General features: G+C 66.7%; 14 protein-coding genes and 1 pseudogene. 9 read left to right on the forward strand and 6 right to left on the reverse strand.

The features are described 5' to 3' along the window. Window position 1 precedes the first annotated feature (1 nt). Window positions 2–873: pseudogene (locus G6N41_RS19675) on the forward strand (IS5 family transposase). A 10-nt stretch (window positions 874–883) separates the two neighbouring features. On the opposite strand, the gene G6N41_RS19680 reads toward G6N41_RS19675, so the two are convergent. Further along, window positions 884–1294 (reverse strand): F420-dependent biliverdin reductase, encoded by a 411-nt coding sequence (locus G6N41_RS19680; RefSeq protein ID WP_012394745.1) that lies wholly within the window; start codon window positions 1292–1294, stop codon window positions 884–886. 35 nt (window positions 1295–1329) lie between these two features. Here G6N41_RS19680 and G6N41_RS19685 point away from each other — a divergent pair, with 35 nt between their 5' ends. Genes G6N41_RS19685 through G6N41_RS19700 form a run of 4 tightly spaced genes read left to right on the forward strand, consistent with a single transcriptional unit; the run spans window position 1330 to window position 4719 of the window. Beyond that, the gene (locus tag G6N41_RS19685; RefSeq protein ID WP_198965433.1) at window positions 1330–2079 is read left to right on the forward strand and encodes an SDR family NAD(P)-dependent oxidoreductase; all 750 of its coding nucleotides are present in this window, start codon (window positions 1330–1332) and stop codon (window positions 2077–2079) included. Next, the gene (gene cbiE, locus G6N41_RS19690; RefSeq protein ID WP_198965434.1) at window positions 2076–3248 is read left to right on the forward strand and encodes a precorrin-6y C5,15-methyltransferase (decarboxylating) subunit CbiE; all 1173 of its coding nucleotides are present in this window, start codon (window positions 2076–2078) and stop codon (window positions 3246–3248) included. The genes G6N41_RS19685 and cbiE overlap by 4 nt, the downstream gene beginning before the upstream one ends. Beyond that, complete coding sequence (gene cobM, locus G6N41_RS19695) at window positions 3245–3994, forward strand: precorrin-4 C(11)-methyltransferase (protein ID WP_198967933.1); 750 nt, start codon at window positions 3245–3247, stop codon at window positions 3992–3994. The genes cbiE and cobM overlap by 4 nt, the downstream gene beginning before the upstream one ends. Then, window positions 3991–4719 (forward strand): cobalt-precorrin-6A reductase, encoded by a 729-nt coding sequence (locus G6N41_RS19700; protein WP_198965435.1) that lies wholly within the window; start codon window positions 3991–3993, stop codon window positions 4717–4719. Before cobM ends, G6N41_RS19700 begins: the two co-directional genes overlap by 4 nt. A 5-nt stretch (window positions 4720–4724) precedes the next feature. On the opposite strand, the gene sigC is transcribed toward G6N41_RS19700, so the two are convergent. Continuing rightward, window positions 4725–5279: an RNA polymerase sigma factor SigC gene (gene sigC / locus G6N41_RS19705; RefSeq protein ID WP_012394740.1), complete on the reverse strand. Its 555-nt coding sequence runs from the start codon at window positions 5277–5279 to the stop codon at window positions 4725–4727. A 135-nt stretch (window positions 5280–5414) separates the two neighbouring features. Between sigC and bla the strand changes: the two genes are divergently transcribed. The 4 genes from bla to G6N41_RS19725 all read left to right on the forward strand — a co-directional run bounded on the left by bla (window position 5415) and on the right by G6N41_RS19725 (window position 11385). Then, window positions 5415–6350, forward strand: coding sequence for a class A beta-lactamase (bla, locus tag G6N41_RS19710; protein WP_198965436.1), 936 nt, complete (start codon window positions 5415–5417; stop codon window positions 6348–6350). 351 nt (window positions 6351–6701) lie between these two features. Further along, entirely contained in the window at window positions 6702–7133 is a 432-nt protein-coding gene (locus tag G6N41_RS19715) for an MmpS family transport accessory protein (RefSeq protein ID WP_020729278.1), read from the forward strand. Further along, window positions 7130–10126 carry an MMPL/RND family transporter gene (locus tag G6N41_RS19720; RefSeq protein WP_198965437.1) on the forward strand — a complete coding sequence of 999 codons (2997 nt, stop codon included), beginning with the start codon at window positions 7130–7132 and terminating at the stop codon, window positions 10124–10126. The genes G6N41_RS19715 and G6N41_RS19720 overlap by 4 nt, the downstream gene beginning before the upstream one ends. Window positions 10127–10158: 32 nt before the next feature. After that, entirely contained in the window at window positions 10159–11385 is a 1227-nt protein-coding gene (locus G6N41_RS19725; protein WP_198965438.1) for a class I SAM-dependent methyltransferase, read from the forward strand. Here G6N41_RS19725 and G6N41_RS19730 read toward each other — a convergent pair. The 4 genes from G6N41_RS19730 to G6N41_RS19745 form a co-directional block, all read right to left on the reverse strand. Further along, entirely contained in the window at window positions 11382–12851 is a 1470-nt protein-coding gene (locus G6N41_RS19730) for a precorrin-2 C(20)-methyltransferase (RefSeq protein WP_198965439.1), read from the reverse strand. The genes G6N41_RS19725 and G6N41_RS19730 overlap by 4 nt on opposite strands. Beyond that, window positions 12848–13474 carry a precorrin-8X methylmutase gene (locus G6N41_RS19735; RefSeq protein WP_012394735.1) on the reverse strand — a complete coding sequence of 209 codons (627 nt, stop codon included), beginning with the start codon at window positions 13472–13474 and terminating at the stop codon, window positions 12848–12850. Before G6N41_RS19735 ends, G6N41_RS19730 begins: the two co-directional genes overlap by 4 nt. Window positions 13475–13491: 17 nt before the next feature. Continuing rightward, window positions 13492–14601: a precorrin-3B synthase gene (gene cobG / locus G6N41_RS19740; protein WP_198965440.1), complete on the reverse strand. Its 1110-nt coding sequence runs from the start codon at window positions 14599–14601 to the stop codon at window positions 13492–13494. 85 nt (window positions 14602–14686) lie between these two features. Beyond that, the gene (locus G6N41_RS19745; RefSeq protein ID WP_231608609.1) at window positions 14687–17896 is read right to left on the reverse strand and encodes an AAA family ATPase; all 3210 of its coding nucleotides are present in this window, start codon (window positions 17894–17896) and stop codon (window positions 14687–14689) included. Between the last annotated feature and the right edge of the window lie 150 nt (window positions 17897–18046).

The following is an 18046-nucleotide window of genomic DNA, read 5'->3' on the forward strand; positions in this document are numbered from 1 at the left end:
GGTGATGCGGACGCATGCGATTTCTGATGATTTGTGGTCGCTGATCGTGGCGGTGTTGCCTGCGGGGCGGCGGCGTGGCCGGCCGTGGAACGATCATCGACGTACTCTGGAGGGCATTATCTGGCGTTACCGTACGGGATCTCCGTGGTGTGACCTGCCCGAGCACTTCGGTCCCTGGCAATCGGTGGCCGAGAGGCATCTACGCTGGTCGGTCGATGGCATCTACGCGCGGATCTTCGCGGCGATCGCCTCTGACCTCGACGCCGAGGACGCCGACCTGGGCGCACTGTTGTCGGTCGATTCGACCAGTGTGCGCGCCCACCAACACGCAGCCGGAGCGCCCCGGGCGCCGCACAGGGGGATCTGTCGAATTACAAGAAATATCTCGATGAGCCCGATGACCACGCCATTGGGCGTTCCCGCGGCGGGCTGACTACCAAGATCCACGCCTTGACCGACCAGCTGTGCAGTCCGGTCACCCTGGCACTGTCGGCCGGTCAAGCCGGTGATAATCCGATGCTTTGGCCATTGCTGGCCGCCCGGTGCAGCAACTCATACGCCCCGTTTCACCTGCTGGCGGACAAGGCGTACTCCTATGACTCGACGCGGGCACAGCTGCGCCGGCTCAAGATCGCCCATACCATCCCCGAGCGCAGCGACCAGATCACCCGCCGCAAAGCCAAAGGCCGCAACAGAGGACGGCCTCCGGGGTTCTCAGGCCGAATCTACAAGCACCGCAACACCGTCGAGCGAAGCTTCAACCGGCTCAAACACTGGCGCGCGGTCGCCACCCGCTACGACAAATACGCCCTGACCTACCTCGGCGGTGCCACCCTGGCCGCCATCATCACCTACCACCGCGTCCGCAATTAGCAGACAGGACCTAGTCGCCGCGGTCAAGCAGCGACGAGGACCCCAGCACCCGCTGGATCTCGACTTCGATGACCACCCGTCGCGGGTTGGGCCGGGGGGTGCGATAGCGCTGTGCGTAACGCAATTCCGCGTCACGCACAGCGTCGAGGTCGTTGTTCACCAGGGCATTGCCTTCCAGTGACAGCCACCGCGCACCATCTACCTGGCTGAGCACCGCGATCCCGCCCCGGTCAGCGTTGACCGCCTTCTGGGAACCACCGGTGGTGATGACGCGTGCGATGTGGGTGTGGGGATCGAAGGTGAACCCCACCGCCACCACGTGAGGTGAGTTGTCGGCCCGTAGCGTGGTCAACATGGCCAAATGGCGCTCGGAGAGAAACGCCAGCGCGTCATTGGTAAGCCGGGTAGTCGTCTTGGCCATCGCTACCCACGCTAGCGCAGGTGATAATCGCAGCCGTGGACGACACGAGCGCAGGTCCGGTGATAATTTTCGGCGGTCGCAGCGAGATCGGCAGTGAACTCGCGCGCCGGCTGGCTCCGGGGGCGACGGTGATACTGGCGGCGCGGGGCGCCGACCGGCTTGACGTGCAGGTCGCCGCCCTGAAGACCGCCGGTGCGGCGGCGGTGCACACCCGCGAGTTCGACGCCGACGACGTGGCCGGCCACGGCCCGTTGGTTGCCTCGATCGTCGCCGATCATGGGCCGATCGGTACTGCGGTGCTGGCTTTCGGGATTCTGGGTGATCAGGCGCGTGCGGAGCGCGACGCCGAGCATGCCATCGCCATTGTGCACACCGATTACGTCGCTCAGATCAGTCTGCTCACTCACCTGGCGGCGGCGATGCGGTCCGCCGGGCGCGGGGCGCTGGTGGTGTTCTCCTCGGTGGCCGGGGCGCGGGTACGTCGCGCCAACTATGTCTACGGATCGGCCAAGGCCGGCCTGGACGGCTTCGCCAGCGGATTGGCCGACGCGCTGCACGGCACCGGGGTGCGGTTGCTGATCGTGCGGCCCGGTTTCGTTATCGGGCGGATGACCGAGGGCATGGCCCCCGCACCCCTATCGAGCACCCCGGACCAGGTGGCCGCCGCCACCACGCGGGCGCTGGCCAAAGGCCGGCGCACCGTCTGGATTCCGTGGGCGCTGCGACCGATGTTCTTCGTGCTGCGGCTACTGCCGCAATTCGTGTGGCGAAAGATGCCGCGATGATCGTCGTGGTCGGTATCGGCGCCGACGGCATGCCCGGGCTATCCGATGCGTCGCGCTCCGAATTGCAAAGAGCCACAATAATTTACGGCTCCAAACGGCAGCTTGACCTGCTCGATGAGACGGTCACCACCAGCCGTCGTGAGTGGCCGTCGCCGATGCTGCCGGCGCTGCAACAACTGCCCGCCGATGGGCCCGACATCCACGTTGTCGCCAGCGGCGATCCACTGATGCACGGCATCGGCGGCACCCTCATCCGGCTGTTCGGCTCCGAACACGTCAGGGTCGTGCCGCACGTTTCCGCGGTGACGCTCGCGTGCGCCCGGATGGGCTGGAACGTGCATGACACCGAGGTGATCAGCCTGGTCACCGCGCCGCCGCACACCGCGCTACGCCACGGCGGGCAGGCGATCGTCTTGTCCAACAGCAAGACCACGCCCTCGCAGCTGGCGGCGCTCCTGCACGCGCACGGCCGTGGCGACTCCGAATTCAGCGTGCTCGAACAGCTCGGCGGTCCGGCCGAGCGGCACCGCCACGGCACCGCCGGAAAGTGGGCCGCCGACGCCCCCGTCGACGTTGACGACCTCAACGTCATCGCCATCCGCTATCTGCCCGAGGCGCGGGTACTGGCGCCGCCCGACGACGCCTTCGCTCATGACGGCCAGATCACCAAACACGGCATCCGCGCGCTGACCGTGGCGGCCCTGGCGCCGCGGCCGGGTGAGCGACTATGGGACGTCGGCTCGGGCTCGGGCAGCATCGCCGTCCAGTGGTGCCGCAGCTGGCCGGGCTGCACCGCGGTGGCTTTCGAGCGTGACGAGCGGCGCCGGGCCAACATCGAATCCAACGCGGTGTCCTTCGGAGTTAGCATCGATGCGCGTGGCGAAGCGCCGCTGGCGTTCGAGGGCACCGCCGAACCATCGGCGATCTTCCTCGGCGGTGGCCTGACCCAGCCCGGTTTGCTCGACAGTTGCCTGGGCCACCTGCCCACGGGCGGGCGCCTGGTCGCCAACGCGGTCACCGCGGAGTCGGAAGCCGCGTTGGTGCACGCGCACTCGCGCCTCGGCGGCCAGCTGCGACGGTTCCAGCACTATCAGGGCGAGCCGCTGGGCGGCTTCACCGGCTGGCGCCCGCAGATGCCGGTCACCCAATGGGCGGTGACCAAGCGATGACGGTCTATTTCATCGGCGCCGGGCCGGGGGCGGCGGATCTGATCACGCTGCGCGGTCAGCGGCTGCTCCAAAGCTGCCCGGTGTGCCTGTACGCAGGCTCGATCATGCCCGATGACCTACTCGCTTACTGTCCGCCCGAGGCGAAAGTCGTCGACACCGGTCCGCTCACCCTCGAGCAGATCATCACCGAACTCGCCGCCGCTCACGCCGCCGGCCACGACGTGGCCCGGCTGCACTCGGGTGACCCGTCGCTGTACAGCGCGCTGGCCGAGCAGTGCCGCCGACTCGACGCGCTGGGCATCGGCTACGAAATCGTTCCGGGCGTAACGGCGTTCGCCGCAGCCGCGGCCGCACTCAAGCGGGAGTTCACCGTGCCCGGGGTGTCACAGACCGTCACGTTGACCAGGATTTCCACCCTGTCCACCCCGATGCCGCCGGGGGAGGACCTGGCTGCCCTGGCCAAGCCCGGCGCCACGCTGGTGCTACACCTGGCCGCCGCGCAGATCGATGCCATCGTCCCGCAACTGCTGGCCGGAGGCTACCGACCCGAAACACCCGCCGCGGTAGTCGCTTTCGCCAGTTGGCCGCAACAGGCCGTGCTGCGCGGCACGCTGTCCGACATCGCCGCACAGATGCACAACGCCAACATCACCAAGACAGCGGTCATCGTCGTGGGCGACGTGCTGGCGGCCGACGGCTTCACCGACAGCTACCTGTACTCGGTGGCCCGCCGGGGGGCGCATTGACGCGGCTATTGCTGCTCGGCGGCACCAGCGAGGGGCGCGCCCTGGCCGCCCGGCTACATCCGCGGGTCGACCTGGTCAGCTCGCTGGCCGGGCGGGTGCCCGACCCCGCGCTGCCGGTTGGCCCGGTGCGCATCGGCGGGTTCGGCGGTGTCGACGGGCTGCGACGCTGGCTCGTTGACGAGCGCATCGACGCCGTGGTGGACGCCACCCATCCGTTCGCGGCGACCATGACCGCCCACGCCGCCCAAGTCTGTGCCGAACTGGCCTTACCCCACATCGTCTTGGCTCGCCCACCGTGGGATCCCGGGGCGGCCCTGGTGGTGAGATCCGACGTCGAAGCGGCGGAATCGGTAGCACAACAACGGTTCTCGCGGATATTTCTGACCACCGGCCGATCCGGCACGGCGGCCTTCATCGACAGCGACGCATGGTTTCTGATTCGCGCGGTCACCGCGCCTGACGGCGCCTCGTTGCCGCGTCGTCACCAGCTGGTGCTCTCCCGGGGGCCATACCACTACGACGACGAGGTGAGGCTGCTGCGTGAACACCGGATCGACGCACTGGTCACCAAGAACAGCGGCGGTGCCACGACCCGCGCCAAACTGGACGCCGCTGCCGCACTCGATGTCCCGGTGGTGATGGTGGCGCGACCGCGGCTACCGGCGGGCGTGAGCAGTGTCGGCACGGTCGAGGAGGCCGCCGCTTGGGTCGCGCGCCTGCGCTAGCTACGTCAGCCGGTTAGATCGTCGCGCTCGTTGTCGGCGAGCAGCGCGTCGCGCGCCCGGGCGACACGGGACCGGATGGTCCCCACCGGGCAGCCGCACACGGCGGCAGCGTCGGTGTAGGACAGGCCCAGCAGCTGGGTCAACAGCAGCGCCTCCCGCTGATCGGAAGTCAGCTGGGCGATCATCGTGGTCACTTCCACCAGGTCTTCGAAGCCGCGAGCGCGCCGTCCACGGTCAAGGAGCAGCTCGGGGTCCACCCCGTGTGCGGCGCGGGGCCGTGCTTGCAGGTGGCGGATGTGATCGGCCACCACCCGCCGTGCGATCGCCAGTAGCCAGGTTCGAGCGCTGGACCGCCCGCCGAACCGCCGGATGGCGCCGATGGCGCGCAGGAAGGTCTCCTGGGTCAGATCGTCGGCGCTGCCCGCGTCCGACAGGTAGGCCACAAAACGCCACACGTCTTGCTGGGTGGCTTTGATGAATGCTTCGAATGCGCGCGCGTCACCATCCGCGGCCGCCAGAGCCAATGCTGTGACGGCCTCGTCGTCCGGTGACGTGGTCATGGGCAAATACCTTAACCGGGCAGGTGCAGCGCCCTACGGCCGGCCGTCGTAGAGTGCCGCGGCGGGGCCGCCCCACGCCGCAGCGCCGGGGAAGCGACACGCTGAAACCGGGATCGTGGCACACTCGTTCGCGATATGCGTCCCTCAAACCCGCGGTCGGCGGTAAACCGGCGTCAGTTGCTAGCGGCGATGGCTGCGTTGGTCCCGCTTTCGGCATGCGCCAAAGCGGCCAGTGATCAACACATGGCCTCGACGATGGCGGTGCCCAGCCCGGACCTCGAAAGCCGCTTTGCTGAACTCGAGCAGAAGTACGAGGCACGACTGGGGGTATACGTGCCGGGAACCGGCGCGACGGCGGCGGTCGAGCATCGCGGCGATGAACGATTCGCCTTCTGCTCCACGTTCAAGGGGTTGCTCGGTGCCGCGGTCCTGCACCGGTATCCGATTGTCCATCTCGACACGGTGATCACCTACAACAGTGCCGATATCCGGTCGACGTCGCCGATCACCGAGCAGCATCTGGAAACCGGGATGAGCATCGGCGGGCTGTGCGATGCGACGATTCGCTACAGCGACGGCACCGCGGCCAATCTGTTGCTCCAGGACATCGGCGGTATCGCGGCCTTCAACGAGTACCTGCGGAGCCTGGGTGACTCGGTAAGCCGGCTTGATCAGATGGAACCAGAGCTGAACCGCAATCCGCCCGGAGACGCGCGCGACACCACCACACCCCATGCGATCGCTATGGACTATCAACAGGTGGTTCTCGGTGACGCGTTGCCCCCCGAGAAGCGCGACAAGCTGATCGACTGGTTGGGGCGCAGCACCACCGGTGCCAAGCGGATCAGGGCCGGATTCCCGGCTGACTGGCGGGTGATCGACAAGACCGGCTCGGGCGAATACGGACGGGCCAACGACGTCGCGGTGGTGTGGTCACCCGGTGGCACGCCCTACGTGGTGGCGATCATGACCGATCGAGTCGGCGGCGGCCCCGAGGCCCCCTGGTGTGATCCGCTGGTAGCCGACGCGGCCAAGTGCGTGGCCGACGTTCTCGCACAGTGGTCTGCCTGAGCCTGTATTTGCCTGAATTGGCCGGCGGCGTGCGCTAGCCGCATGTATCGGCATCGTCTTGGTTCGCTCCGCCAGCCCTCCGATATACCCTACGGGGTATGGTATAAATGGTCGTCGGACGGATGTCGTGAGCGAAGGAGGGGACGGGTGAGTTGGCGCATGTCAGCAACTGATAGTCCCGTGTCGTTCGGGCATGCGTGGGGCGCTGAAAGTGGTGTTGACGTGGTCAGGGCGGGGCGTTCTTTGGGCCTGATGACCACCGCTCGCAGGGGCAAATGGCCCTATTCCACGCGACAGCGGGCGAGCCAGACTAATTCGGTGGCTAGGGGCCATGAGCGAAGGGAAACGTAAGTGTTCACCTTTCTGAAGCGGGCGTGGGTGCCGATCGTTGTTGTTATCGCGGTCGCCATCGGGGGCACAGCGGTCGATCGTCTTCGGGGTGTGTTCGGCTCCGACGAGATCTTCTCGTCGGCCGGCAGCAGCGTGGAGACCATCGTGCCGTTCAACCCAAAACAAGTGACCTACGAGGTTTTTGGGCCAAGTGGTACGGCCGGCAGCGTGAGTTATCTGAACAAGAACGCCGAGCCCGAGGAAGCGGATTTCAGCACCCTGCCCTGGACCCGCACGATCACGACGACAATCCCGGCGATCATCGCCAACATCGTGGCGCAGGGCAACAGCGACAGCATTGGTTGTCGCATCACCGTCAACGGTGACGTCAAGGACGAGCAATCCGCGCAGGGACACCACGCCCAGACCTTCTGCTTGGTGAAAGCAGCATGAGCGGCAAGAGCGGCAACGACCGCCCCCGATTCATGCGGATGGTGCGCGCGTTCGCGATACCGATCATCCTGATCTGGCTGTTGCTGACCATCGCGGTCAATGTCTTCGTGCCGCAAATCGATTTTGTCGCAAGGGATAACGCGGTGACGATGTCGCCGCAAGATGCGCCCGCGATGATCGCCGCCAAGCGCATCGGCAAGACGTTCCACGAGTCCGACTCGGACAGCATCGTGATGATCGTCCTCGAGAGCGACAAGGAACTCGGCGACGCCGCACACCGCTATTACGACGGCCTGGTGCAAAAGCTGGAGGCCGACACCGAACACGTCCAGCACGTCCACAACCTGTGGGCGGACCGAATCACGGCCGCGGGTGTTCAAAGTGGCGACGGCAAAGCCGCCTACGTGCAACTGAACATCGCGGGAAACCAAGGCAGCACCCTGGGCAACGAGTCTGTCGACGCGGTGCGCGCCATGGTGGACCGGTCACCGCCACCTGACGGAATGCGGGTCTACATCACCGGTCCGGCGGCTTTGACCACGGACATGAACGAGGCCGCCGACAAGAGCATGTTCAAGATGATGGGCGTGACCGGCGTGGTCATCATGATCATGCTGTTCATCGTCTATCGCTCGGTCAGCACGGTGCTGCTGGTGTTGGCGATGGTCGGTTTCGAGATGGGCACCGCGAGGGGAGTCATCGCACTGCTCGGGCACCACCATTTGCTGGGGTTCTCGACGTTCGTCGTGGCCATGTTGTCATCGCTGGCAATCGCGGCGGGCACCGACTACGCGATATTTCTCATCGGCCGTTACCAAGAGGCACGCCAGGCCGGTGAAGATCGCGAGACGGCCTACTATTCGATGTTCCGCGGCACCTATCACGTGATCTTGGGCTCGGGGCTGACGATCGCTGGCGCAACATTCTGTCTGCACTTGGCGCGGCTGTCCTACTTCAAGGCACTGGGCATCCCCTCTGCGTTGGGGTTGTTGGTTGTCATTGCCGGTGCGCTGACGGCGGCGCCGGCCATCGTCGCGGTGGCCACCCGGTTCGGCCTGCTCGATCCGCGACGGATGATCAAGGTCCGCGGCTGGCGGCGCATCGGTACCGCGACCGTCCGCTGGCCTGGGCCGGTCTTCGCGGCGTCACTGCTGATTGCCCTGGTCGGGATGATGGTCGTGCCGGGCATGATGATCAGCTACAACGATTGCTACTACATCCCGCGTAACTTGCCGTCCAACGTTGGGTACGTCGCCGCGGAGCAGCATTTCAGTGCGGCGAGACTGAATCCCGACATCCTGATGATCGAGGGCGATCATGACATGCGTAATTCGGCGGACATGATTCTGCTGGACCGGATCGCCAAGGAGGTGTTCCGGGCACCGGGTATCGCGCGGGTGCAAAGCATCACCAGGCCCCTGGGCAGCCCCATCGAGCACTCGTCGATTCCGTTCCAGGTCAGCATGCAAGCGCTGCCGATACAACAGAATCTGAAGTTCATGAATGAGCGCACGGCCGACATGCTCAAGATGAGCGACGACCTGGGCGCCATGATCGCCTCGATGCAGCGCATGCAGGGTCTGCTGGGTCAGATGAGCGGCACGACGCACCGGATGGTCGGCGACATGGGCGAAATGCGGGTCACGCTCAACGAAATGCGGGATCATCTGGCCGATTTCGATGATTTCGCGCGACCGTTCCGCGGCTACCTGTACTGGGAACAGCACTGCTTCAACATCCCGGTCTGTTGGGCGTCGCGATCGGTCTTCGACGCCATCGACGGCGTCGACAAGTTCAGCGAGAACATGGACGCGCTGATCGGCGACATGAACGACGTCGACTCGATCCTGCCCCGGATGCAGGCCGAGTTCCCGTCGATGATCGCGGTGGCAACCTCCATGCGAGGCACGCTGCTCACCCTGCACAGCAGCTTCTCGGGGCTTGTCACACAGATGTCGCGGATGACCGACACCGCTAGCGCGATGGGTCAGGCGTTTGACGCTTCCAAGGCCGACGACTACTTCTATCTGCCGCCGGAAGCGTTCGACAACCCTGACTTCCAGCGGGGTCTGAAACTGCTCTTGTCATCGGACGGTAAGGCCGCGCGCTTCATCATCACCCACGACTCCGACCCGGCAACTCCGAAAGGTATCGCGGCGGTCAAGCCGGAACTCAATGCCGCGCGCCAAGCGGTGAAGGGGACGCCGCTGGCCGATGCCAAGTTCTATCTCACCGGGACAGCGGCGATCTACAACGACATCCAAACCGGTTCCAAGTACGACATCCTGATCGTGGGAATCGCGGCGCTGACGTTGATCTTCGTGGTCATGGTGATCATCACCCGGGCACTGGTGGCTTCACTGGTGATCGTCGGTACGGTGTTGCTGTCGTTGGGCGCCGCATTCGGGCTGTCCGTGTTGGTCTGGCAGCACATCCTGGGCCTAGACTTGAACTGGATCGCGCCGGTGTTCGGGGTGATCATTCTGTTGGCGGTCGGATCCGACTACAACCTGCTGCTCGTTTCGCGCTTCCAGGAAGAGATCGGCGCGGGACTGAAGACCGGCATCATTCGTTCGATGGGCGAAACGGGCGGGGTGGTGACCGCGGCTGGACTGGTGTTCGCCTTCACCATGTTGTCCATGGTTGCCAGCGACCTGCGCTCGATTGGCCAGGCCGGCAGCACGATTGGTCTCGGCCTGTTGTTCGACACCCTGATCGTGCGCTCGCTGATGACGCCATCGGTGGCCGCGCTGCTCGGACGCTGGTTCTGGTGGCCGCTGCGAGTGCGGCCGCGCCCGGCCAGCTACATGCTGCGTCCCTTCGGGCCGCGCCGGCTGGTTCGTTCCCTGCTGCTGGGCGAGCCCACAGATGTGGCGACTTCCCAGCCGGCTGGATACGGTGGTTCGCCTGAACGTTCTAACGGCGATCCGGCCACTGTCCCAGCAGCTGCACCGGCGCCGGAGACGGGCGGTGCTGACGGGAACGCTCGTTAGCTGGCCCGACAACCGAAGGAGCCAGCGCCGAAGTGAACGACGATCCGCGTGCCGACATCGTCTCTCGTCAGTACCAGCGCTGGGTCTACCCGCATCCCATCGAGGATTTGCCGGCATGGACCTCAGCCAACTGGGAGTGGTTCGATCCGGTGTACTCCCACCGGATTCTGTGGCCGGACCGGGCATACCAGCCCGATCTCGATATCTTGATCGCCGGCTGCGGAACCAACCAGGCAGCTATTTTCGCGTTCACGAATCGATCGGCGAAGGTCGTCGCCGTCGATGTCAGTCAGACTTCACTGGATCATCAGCAGTATCTGAAAGACAAGTACGGGCTGACCAACCTCGAGTTGCATTTGCTGCCAATCGAAGACCTGCGCACGCTGGGACGTGACTTCGATCTCGTGGTATCCAGCGGCGTCCTGCACCACATGGCAGATCTGCTGACCGGAATGAAGGCGCTGGCCGGTTGCCTGCGCTCCGATGGAGTGGTCGCGGCGATGCTGTACGGCAAGTACGGTCGCATCGGCGTCGATCTGCTGGATTCGGTTTTCCGCGACCTGGGTCTGGGCCAGGACGACGCTTCGGTGACGATGGTCAAGGAAGCGATCGCTTTGATGCCGCCCTACCATCCGGTTCAGAACTATCTGAAAAAGGCTCGAGACCTGACCTCCGATGCCGCCCTGGTCGATACGTTTCTGCACGGCCGCCAACGCAGCTACACCGTGGAGGAGTGCGTCGACCTCGTCGCGGACGCCGGACTGGTATTCCAGGGCTGGTTTCAGAAGACACCGTGCTATCCGCACGACTTCTTCGTGCCCAACAGCAAGTTCTATGCGGCGGTGAACGCGTTGCCGGAGCCGAAACTGTGGTCGGTGATGGAGCGCGTGGAAACATTGAACGGCGTCCATCTGTTCATGGCCTGCCACCCGGATCGGCCCAAAGAGTCTTACACGATTGACTTTTCGGCCGCAGACGCGTTGGACTACGTTCCGATGCTGCGGACGCGCTGTGCGGTATCGGGCAACGAAATGATCTGGCCCGGTTTCCAGATGACGCCCAAGCCAGAGCAGCTGGCCTTCTTACGCAACGTCGACGGCCGTCGCACCATTGGAGAAATCGCGGCCGGTGTCGCGCAAAGCGGCGAGGGCCCCGGGGGCGGCATCGCCGAACTCGAAGAGTTCGGCCGCCACCTCTTCAAGTCGCTGTGGCGGCTGGCTTTCATTGCGGTGGCGCTTAATACCGGCCCAGCTGGCTAGGGGTAGCGGCGGGGCGTGAACACCCGGTCGGTCGAATCAACGGCATACCAATGGGTTTGGGACGAGCCGATGATCAGCAGGCAGCGCATGTCGACGTCGGCTGGGTTCAGGTCGGCCAGGCGCACCACGCGGACATCCTCATCGGCTCCGGAAACATTGCGGCCGATCACCACCGGAGTGCCTGGGTCCCGATGTTGCAGCAGCAGCTCTCGCATCGCGCCGACCTGCCACGTCCGAGTCTTCGATGCCGGGTTGTAGATCGCCAGCACCAGGTCCGCCGCGGCGGCAGCGCCAAGGCGTGCCGCGATCACCTCCCACGGCTTGAGCCGGTCCGACAGCGAGATCACCGCGTAGTCGTGTCCCAGCGGGGCGCCGACCCGACTGGCCACGGCCTGGGCCGCCGTCATCGCGGGAATGACCCGAACCGGCACCCCCGGCCACTGTTTGGCCTCCTCGAGCACGGCAGTGGCCATTGCGAACACGCCCGGGTCGCCAGAAGACACCACCGCCACCGCGCGCCCCTGCTCGGCCAGCGAGCAGGCCAGCCGGGCTCGGGCGGGTTCGTCGGTGTTGTCGCTGGGATGACGCCGCTGGCCGTCACGGACCGAAATCCGGTCCAGGTAGGGGCCATAGCCGATCAGGTCGGTCGCCCGTGCTAGCTCCCGGCGGCTCTGTGGCGTCATCCAGTCCGTGTCGCCGGGGCCCAATCCGACCACGGCAACGGTGCCGGCGACCGCCGTGCTCCGGCGGCCGCCAGGCAGCATGGCTAGCGAAAAGTAGGGCACGCCGGCTTCGTCGACGTCGGCGGCTGGCAACACGCGCTGCCCCGGCGTGCTGGCTCGCTCCACGTAGAACGTGTCATCGAGCTGGCCGGAAGCCGAAAGTGCTTCGCGGACATTGTGATACGAACGTCCCAGCTTGAGCACCACGGCCGCGTCGACGTCGGCGAGGCGACGGGTCAGCTCGGCAACCGGCAGGGTGCCGGGCAGCACCGACAGCACCTCGTCGCCGGCCACCAGCGGGGTGGCGATCGCCGCGGAGGCGGCGCTCACCGAGGTCACCCCCGGCACGATGACGGCGTCGAACCGCTGGGTCAACCGGGTGTGCAGGTGCATGTATGAGCTGTAGAACAGCGGGTCTCCCTCGGCGAGCAGCGCCACGTTGCGCCCGGCATCGAGGTGCGCGGCAATGCGCTCGGTGGCCTGCTCATAGAAGTCCTCGAGCGCGCCGGCGTAACCGCCGGGATGATCGGTGGTTTCGGTGGTCACCGGATAGATCAGATGCTCCTCGATCTGGCCGGGCCGCAGATACCGTTCCGCGATGCCGCGGGCAATGCTGCGGCCGTGCCGGGCGCTGTGGTAAACCACCACATCCGCCTCGCCGATCACCCGGGCGGCCTTGACCGTCACCAGCTCTGGATCACCGGGCCCCAGCCCGACACCCCACAGTGTGCCCCGATCGGTCATTCGCTGTCGTTCGCAATCGCGTTGACGGCGGCCGCGGCCATGGCGCTACCGCCGCGGCGGCCACCTACCACCAGATAGGACATGCCGCGCGGCCTGTCGATGAGTTCCTGTTTGGACTGGGCCGAGCCGACGAAGCCCACCGGACCGCCCAGCACCGCGGCCGGTGCTGGCGCCCCCTCGTCGATCAACTCGAGTAGCCGGAACAGGGCGGTGGGTGCGTTGCCAATCGCCAGTACCGCGCCGGCCAGCCGATCCGCCCACAGCTCCACCCCGGCGGCCGAGCGGGTCGTCTCGCGACGCGCGGCCAGCCCGGCCGCCCTGGGATCGGCGACCAGCGACACCACCTGATTGTCGGCGGGCAGCCGTGCGACGGTTATCCCAGCGGCCACCATCGAGGAATCACACAATACCGGGGCGCCATCGCGTAGCGCGGTCCCGGCCCGGGTGACCACATCAGCGGTGTAGGCCACGTGCTCGGCGACATCGACCTGCCCGCAGGTATGGATCAGCCGCACCACCACCCGTGCGATATCGGCGGGAAACCGACTCAGATCGGCCTCGGCGCGGATGGTCGCGAACGACTGTCGATAGATCTCCGCGGCGTCACGGATGTAGTCGAGCACTCGCTCACCCTAAGACGTCAGGCTTTTCGCAGCAGCCGGTAGCCCTGCGCGGTGGCTACCACTATCTCGCCCGCCAGTGGGCTCCCGCACGCTCGTCCACAGCCGACGAAGTGCCGGTGCACCCCGGAAGCTACGGCTTCGATACGCACCGACTGCGCCGCATCGGCCCGAACATCGGCGGCCGAGCTGGCGCAGCCGGGGCTGCCGGTGCACGCGCTGACGTTGAGCCAGGGAGAGTTCTCGTCGAACACCAACCCCAGCGGTGCCAGCACCCGCAGTGCGGTGTCGGCGACGGCTTCATCGAGATCAAATACCAGCACCGATCGCCACGGGGTGATCGCTATCGGAGCTTCGATCGCGGCGAGGAACTCCGCGACGCGGGCGGGCAGAATCCCCAGCGGCACCGCAGCGCCCAGCGTGACGCGGCCGTCCTGTTGCGGTATCCAGCCCACCGGAGCCTTGGTGACGGCCGGAAATCGCGAGCCCGGCGCGGCGCCGGGAACCAGGACGCTCGGATCGATCAATTCGTTTACCCGCCAGGATTTTCCGCGCATCTGGGTGAATCTCACGGCCAGCTCCGTGAGGGTTGGCACCACGTCGTCGGGGGCCAGCCGGACACCGGTGTCACGCCCGTCCAGCAGCACCGCGCATCCGTCTGCCAACACGTGCACACCCACATCGGCACCCAGCCCGGACACATCGGCGCGCCCGTCGTCGATGCTGAACCAGAACCGGCCGCTCAATTGCGCCAGCAGGGGTTCGGCGCAAATCGCGGCATCCAGCTCGCCGACCCACGACTGCACGTCGGCCAGCCCGCCGACGCGGCCAGACAGTGGCGAGGCCACGATATTGCGGACCCGCTCATGGGTGGGTGACGGCAACAGCCCGGCATTGGCAATGGCGTCGGCCACCGCCATCACGTTGGTGATCGCGCGCAGTTGCAGGTTGCCGCGGGCGGTCAGCTCCAGCGTTGCCGATGCCAACTCGTTGGAGGCGCGGGCAAGCGCCGCCAACTCGTCGGCGGTGAGCCGGCCGCCGGGCAACCGAACCCGGACCAGAGCGCCGTCGGCGGCCTGATGCACCTGCAGCGCACCCGGACAGGCGTCGGCATCACGCGCACGGGTCACCTGCTCACGGTACGGGACGCAGCAAGAGCGCCGTATCAACCGACTCCGGGTGCGGCCCCGAAAGTGGGGTGACCCACGCAGCGGCTCAGGCCAGCATGCGGCGGGCACGCGCCAGTTCGGGCAGCGGGCTATCGGTGGGCATCCGGTTGAAAGCTTCCACGAGCGCCTGGCGGGCGGGCCCCCCGCGTAGTTCGAAATCATCAAGTGCGGCGCGCAATTCGTAGAGCGGGGTGCCCTGTCGGCGGGCAAGGTCCAGGGCGGCGGCCAGCTCCGACCTACGGGTGGCGGGGTCGTCCTGGGTATGGGCGCGCAGCCGCAACAATTCGGCTTCGTAGAAGCACATTTCGGTGCTACGGCCCAGCGCGATCGCCTCTTCCAAGCGGGCGCGGGCCTGCTCGCGATGCCCAACGGCGGCCAGCGCCTGCCCGAGTCCACCCTCGAACAGGGTGATGTACACCGTCAAACCGGCCGCGCGAACGGTCTGCACCAATTCGGTTGCGCGCGCGATGCTCGCGCCGATCACAGCCGGGTCATCCGACCCAATCGATGCCAGCGCGTCGACCGTGGCCCGCAGCGCCCTACCCCACAGCGCCCACACCTCGAACCCGTGCCGCTGGGCGTGGTCGATCAGGCCGAAGGCCGCCGCCGCGGCGTGGTCGAACCGGTGGGCTTCGACGTCCACCCAAATCTCGAAGAACCGCGCAAAGCCGACGCTGAAGGGCCCGTGCGGGAAGCTGAGTCCGTCAGCCCGCCGGGCGGCCTGAGCAACCTGGGCCTGTGCCGCGCGCAGATCGCCGTGGGCGATCCGATCGAGAGCCAGCACACCGTGTGCCATGGTCAGCGGATCTGTCGGCGCGAACCACATGGCCTCGATTGTGTGCTGGTCTGCGGCCAGCAACTCCTCGGCGGCGCGCTGTATCTGCGGGCCCGCGGTGGCAAACGCACCGCGAAGCCACGCCGCGATACCGAGACAGATCCTGATCAACAACCCGAAGAACTCCCGCCCATCGGTGAGGCCAGCGCGTAACGCCTCGAATACTCCGGTAGAGCGCGCCAGGTCGCCCACCGCGAAGTAATACCCGGCCAGGGCGAGCAACGTCTCGAAGACCTCGTCATCACGGACCTCGGCCCCGCCCAACCGCAGGCAGCACTGGAAGTCGGTCGCGGTGGCGCGATTGAGCGGGCCCTCGGCAACGCTGGCGAGAAACCCCCGTTCCAGCCGCACCGCCATCTCCCTCAGATCGCGGGCGCGCTCGGCCCCCTGTCGATCGATCTGCGTGAGTGCGTTTGTCAGGTAGCCGCGGGCCTCGCCGACGGCGCCGCGGCGTCTGGCAGCGGTGGATGCCCGCTGGTACACCGATACGGCCCCGCCGTGGTTCTCGGCCCGCTCGTAGTGTGCGGCCACCAGCTGCCAGTCGGGTTCGCCGCCCGCCCCGCCGATCAAAGCGTTGGCCACCTTGGAATGCAGTTCGCGGCGCACGCTGGGCGGTGCCAACTCCGCGGCCACCTCGCGAAGCAACTCGTGGCGGAATCGCCAGCCGTTGGTACCCCACGGCTCGAACACCTGCGCATCCTCGAGTTCGCCCAGGACATCGTCGAGCACCTCGTCACTCAGGTCGACCACCGAGGTCAACAAGCCACGATCCAGGTGGCGGCCGATGAGCGCGGCGGCCTCCACGACCGGGACGACGTTGGCGCCCGCGCGCAGCCGGGCCAGCAGGGGCTCGTAGAGGCCCTCCGGAACTCCGCTGGTGCGCAGGCCGGTGACGACCTGCTCGATGTAGAACGGCACGCCGTCGCAGCGGCCGGCTATCGCCGCGCGATCGTCTGAGGACAGGCCGGGATCCAGAGCGTCGATCAGGGTGTCGGTCTGTTCCTGGGTCAATGGCTTCAACTCGATCACTTCGACCGGCCACTGCCGCGGAAGCCAGTCTCCGGGGCGCCCGGTGATTACCAGCAGTAGTCGACCGGCTCCGTTGGCCAGCAATGAGCCGAGCATCTCGATGGTCGACGGGTCGAACCAGTGCGCGTCTTCGGCAATCACCAGTCCGGCGCGATCACCCACACTGGCCAGCACATAGTCCTGCACCGCTTGCTTGATCAGTTCGTAGAGCCGGCGGCCTTCGGCCGGCGCCGGCTGATATCCGTACTCGGGCGCGATGCTCAGTACCGGCGCCAACAGCGGCACCGTGGTCAGCGGATCCAGGCCACGGGCGCTGACCTCGGCTTCCAGCAGCCGTAGCCGCTCGTCCTGCGGGGTGAGCCGGCTGATGCCGCTGCGATGTTCTAGCAAGGTCCGGATGGGGTGCAGACCGGCGTCGGCGTGCAGCGACGATCCAGCCAACTCCAGCACCACCGCCCACGAGTTCTCGGCGATCCCGGCGGCCGCGGCCGCCAAGCTGGACTTCCCGATCCCCGGCTCGCCCCACAACACCAGCCCGGCAGTGGTGCGAGTGCCGGCCTGAACATCTGCCCAGTTGTCTTGCAGCCGCGCGACCTCGCGGTCGCGCCCCACCAGGGGCCCCCGCGCGGATCTGGCAGCAGTCTCCCGCTCGCCCAGTACCCGGTGATGCACGATCGGCTCCATGACTCCCTTGACCGCCGCAGCCGGGCACTCCTGCAGCTCGAAGGCGCCCTGAAGCAACGGCGCAACGACGTCGGAGACCACGACCGCTCCGGGCGGGGCCAGGCCCGCCACGCGCGCGGCCAGGTTGGCACCGAGTCCGTAGACGTCGTCTTGGCCGGTGTCCAGATAGACGAGCCCGCGATGAATCCCCACCCGGGCCGCAAGCTGACTCCCGACGCGGCGGCGCAGCTGTTCACCGAGGCGGGCCACCTGGTGGCTGATTTCCAAACCCGCCCACACGGCGCGGCGCGCATCATCCTCATGGGCTTGGGGGTAGCCGAATACCGCCAGCAGCCCCTCGCCCTTCGGCGAGCCGATGTGGCCGCCAAACCGGTTCACGATGTCCAGCACCAGGTCTCGATAGCGGCCCACCAACAGCCCGTAGCTACCGGGCTCCAGTCGGGTCGAAAGAATGGTGGCGTCGGCCAGGTCGGCGAACAGGATGGTCAAGCGGCGGATCTCACCGCCGGTGCTGCGCAGCGTCAGCAGATCCTCGGCATCGGCGTTGCCCAAGTCGACGGCAAGCACCTGCCCGGCCAGCTCACTGGCGGCACCTCGATCACCACGGTTGATCGCCGCTACCGCCTGATCCAGCAATTCATCGATCGACGTCCCAGCTGGATGGTCAACGTCGTCGTTCGCCGCACCGCGCGGCCTGGAGTCGGGCATCGCCAACAATCGTGTCACCGTCGGCGGGTGATCGGGGAAGGAAAATGCCCCGGGCCGCGCTGCTCCGACGCCGGGTGCCCGATCGCGCTACTTCACGCCGATGCGGGTAGGTGACACGATATTGACGTGAGCGAGGGTCAGCCGCGCCCG

The sequence above is a fragment of the Mycobacterium shottsii genome (genome assembly GCF_010728525.1).
GTDB classification, from domain to species: Bacteria; Actinomycetota; Actinomycetes; order Mycobacteriales; family Mycobacteriaceae; genus Mycobacterium; species Mycobacterium marinum.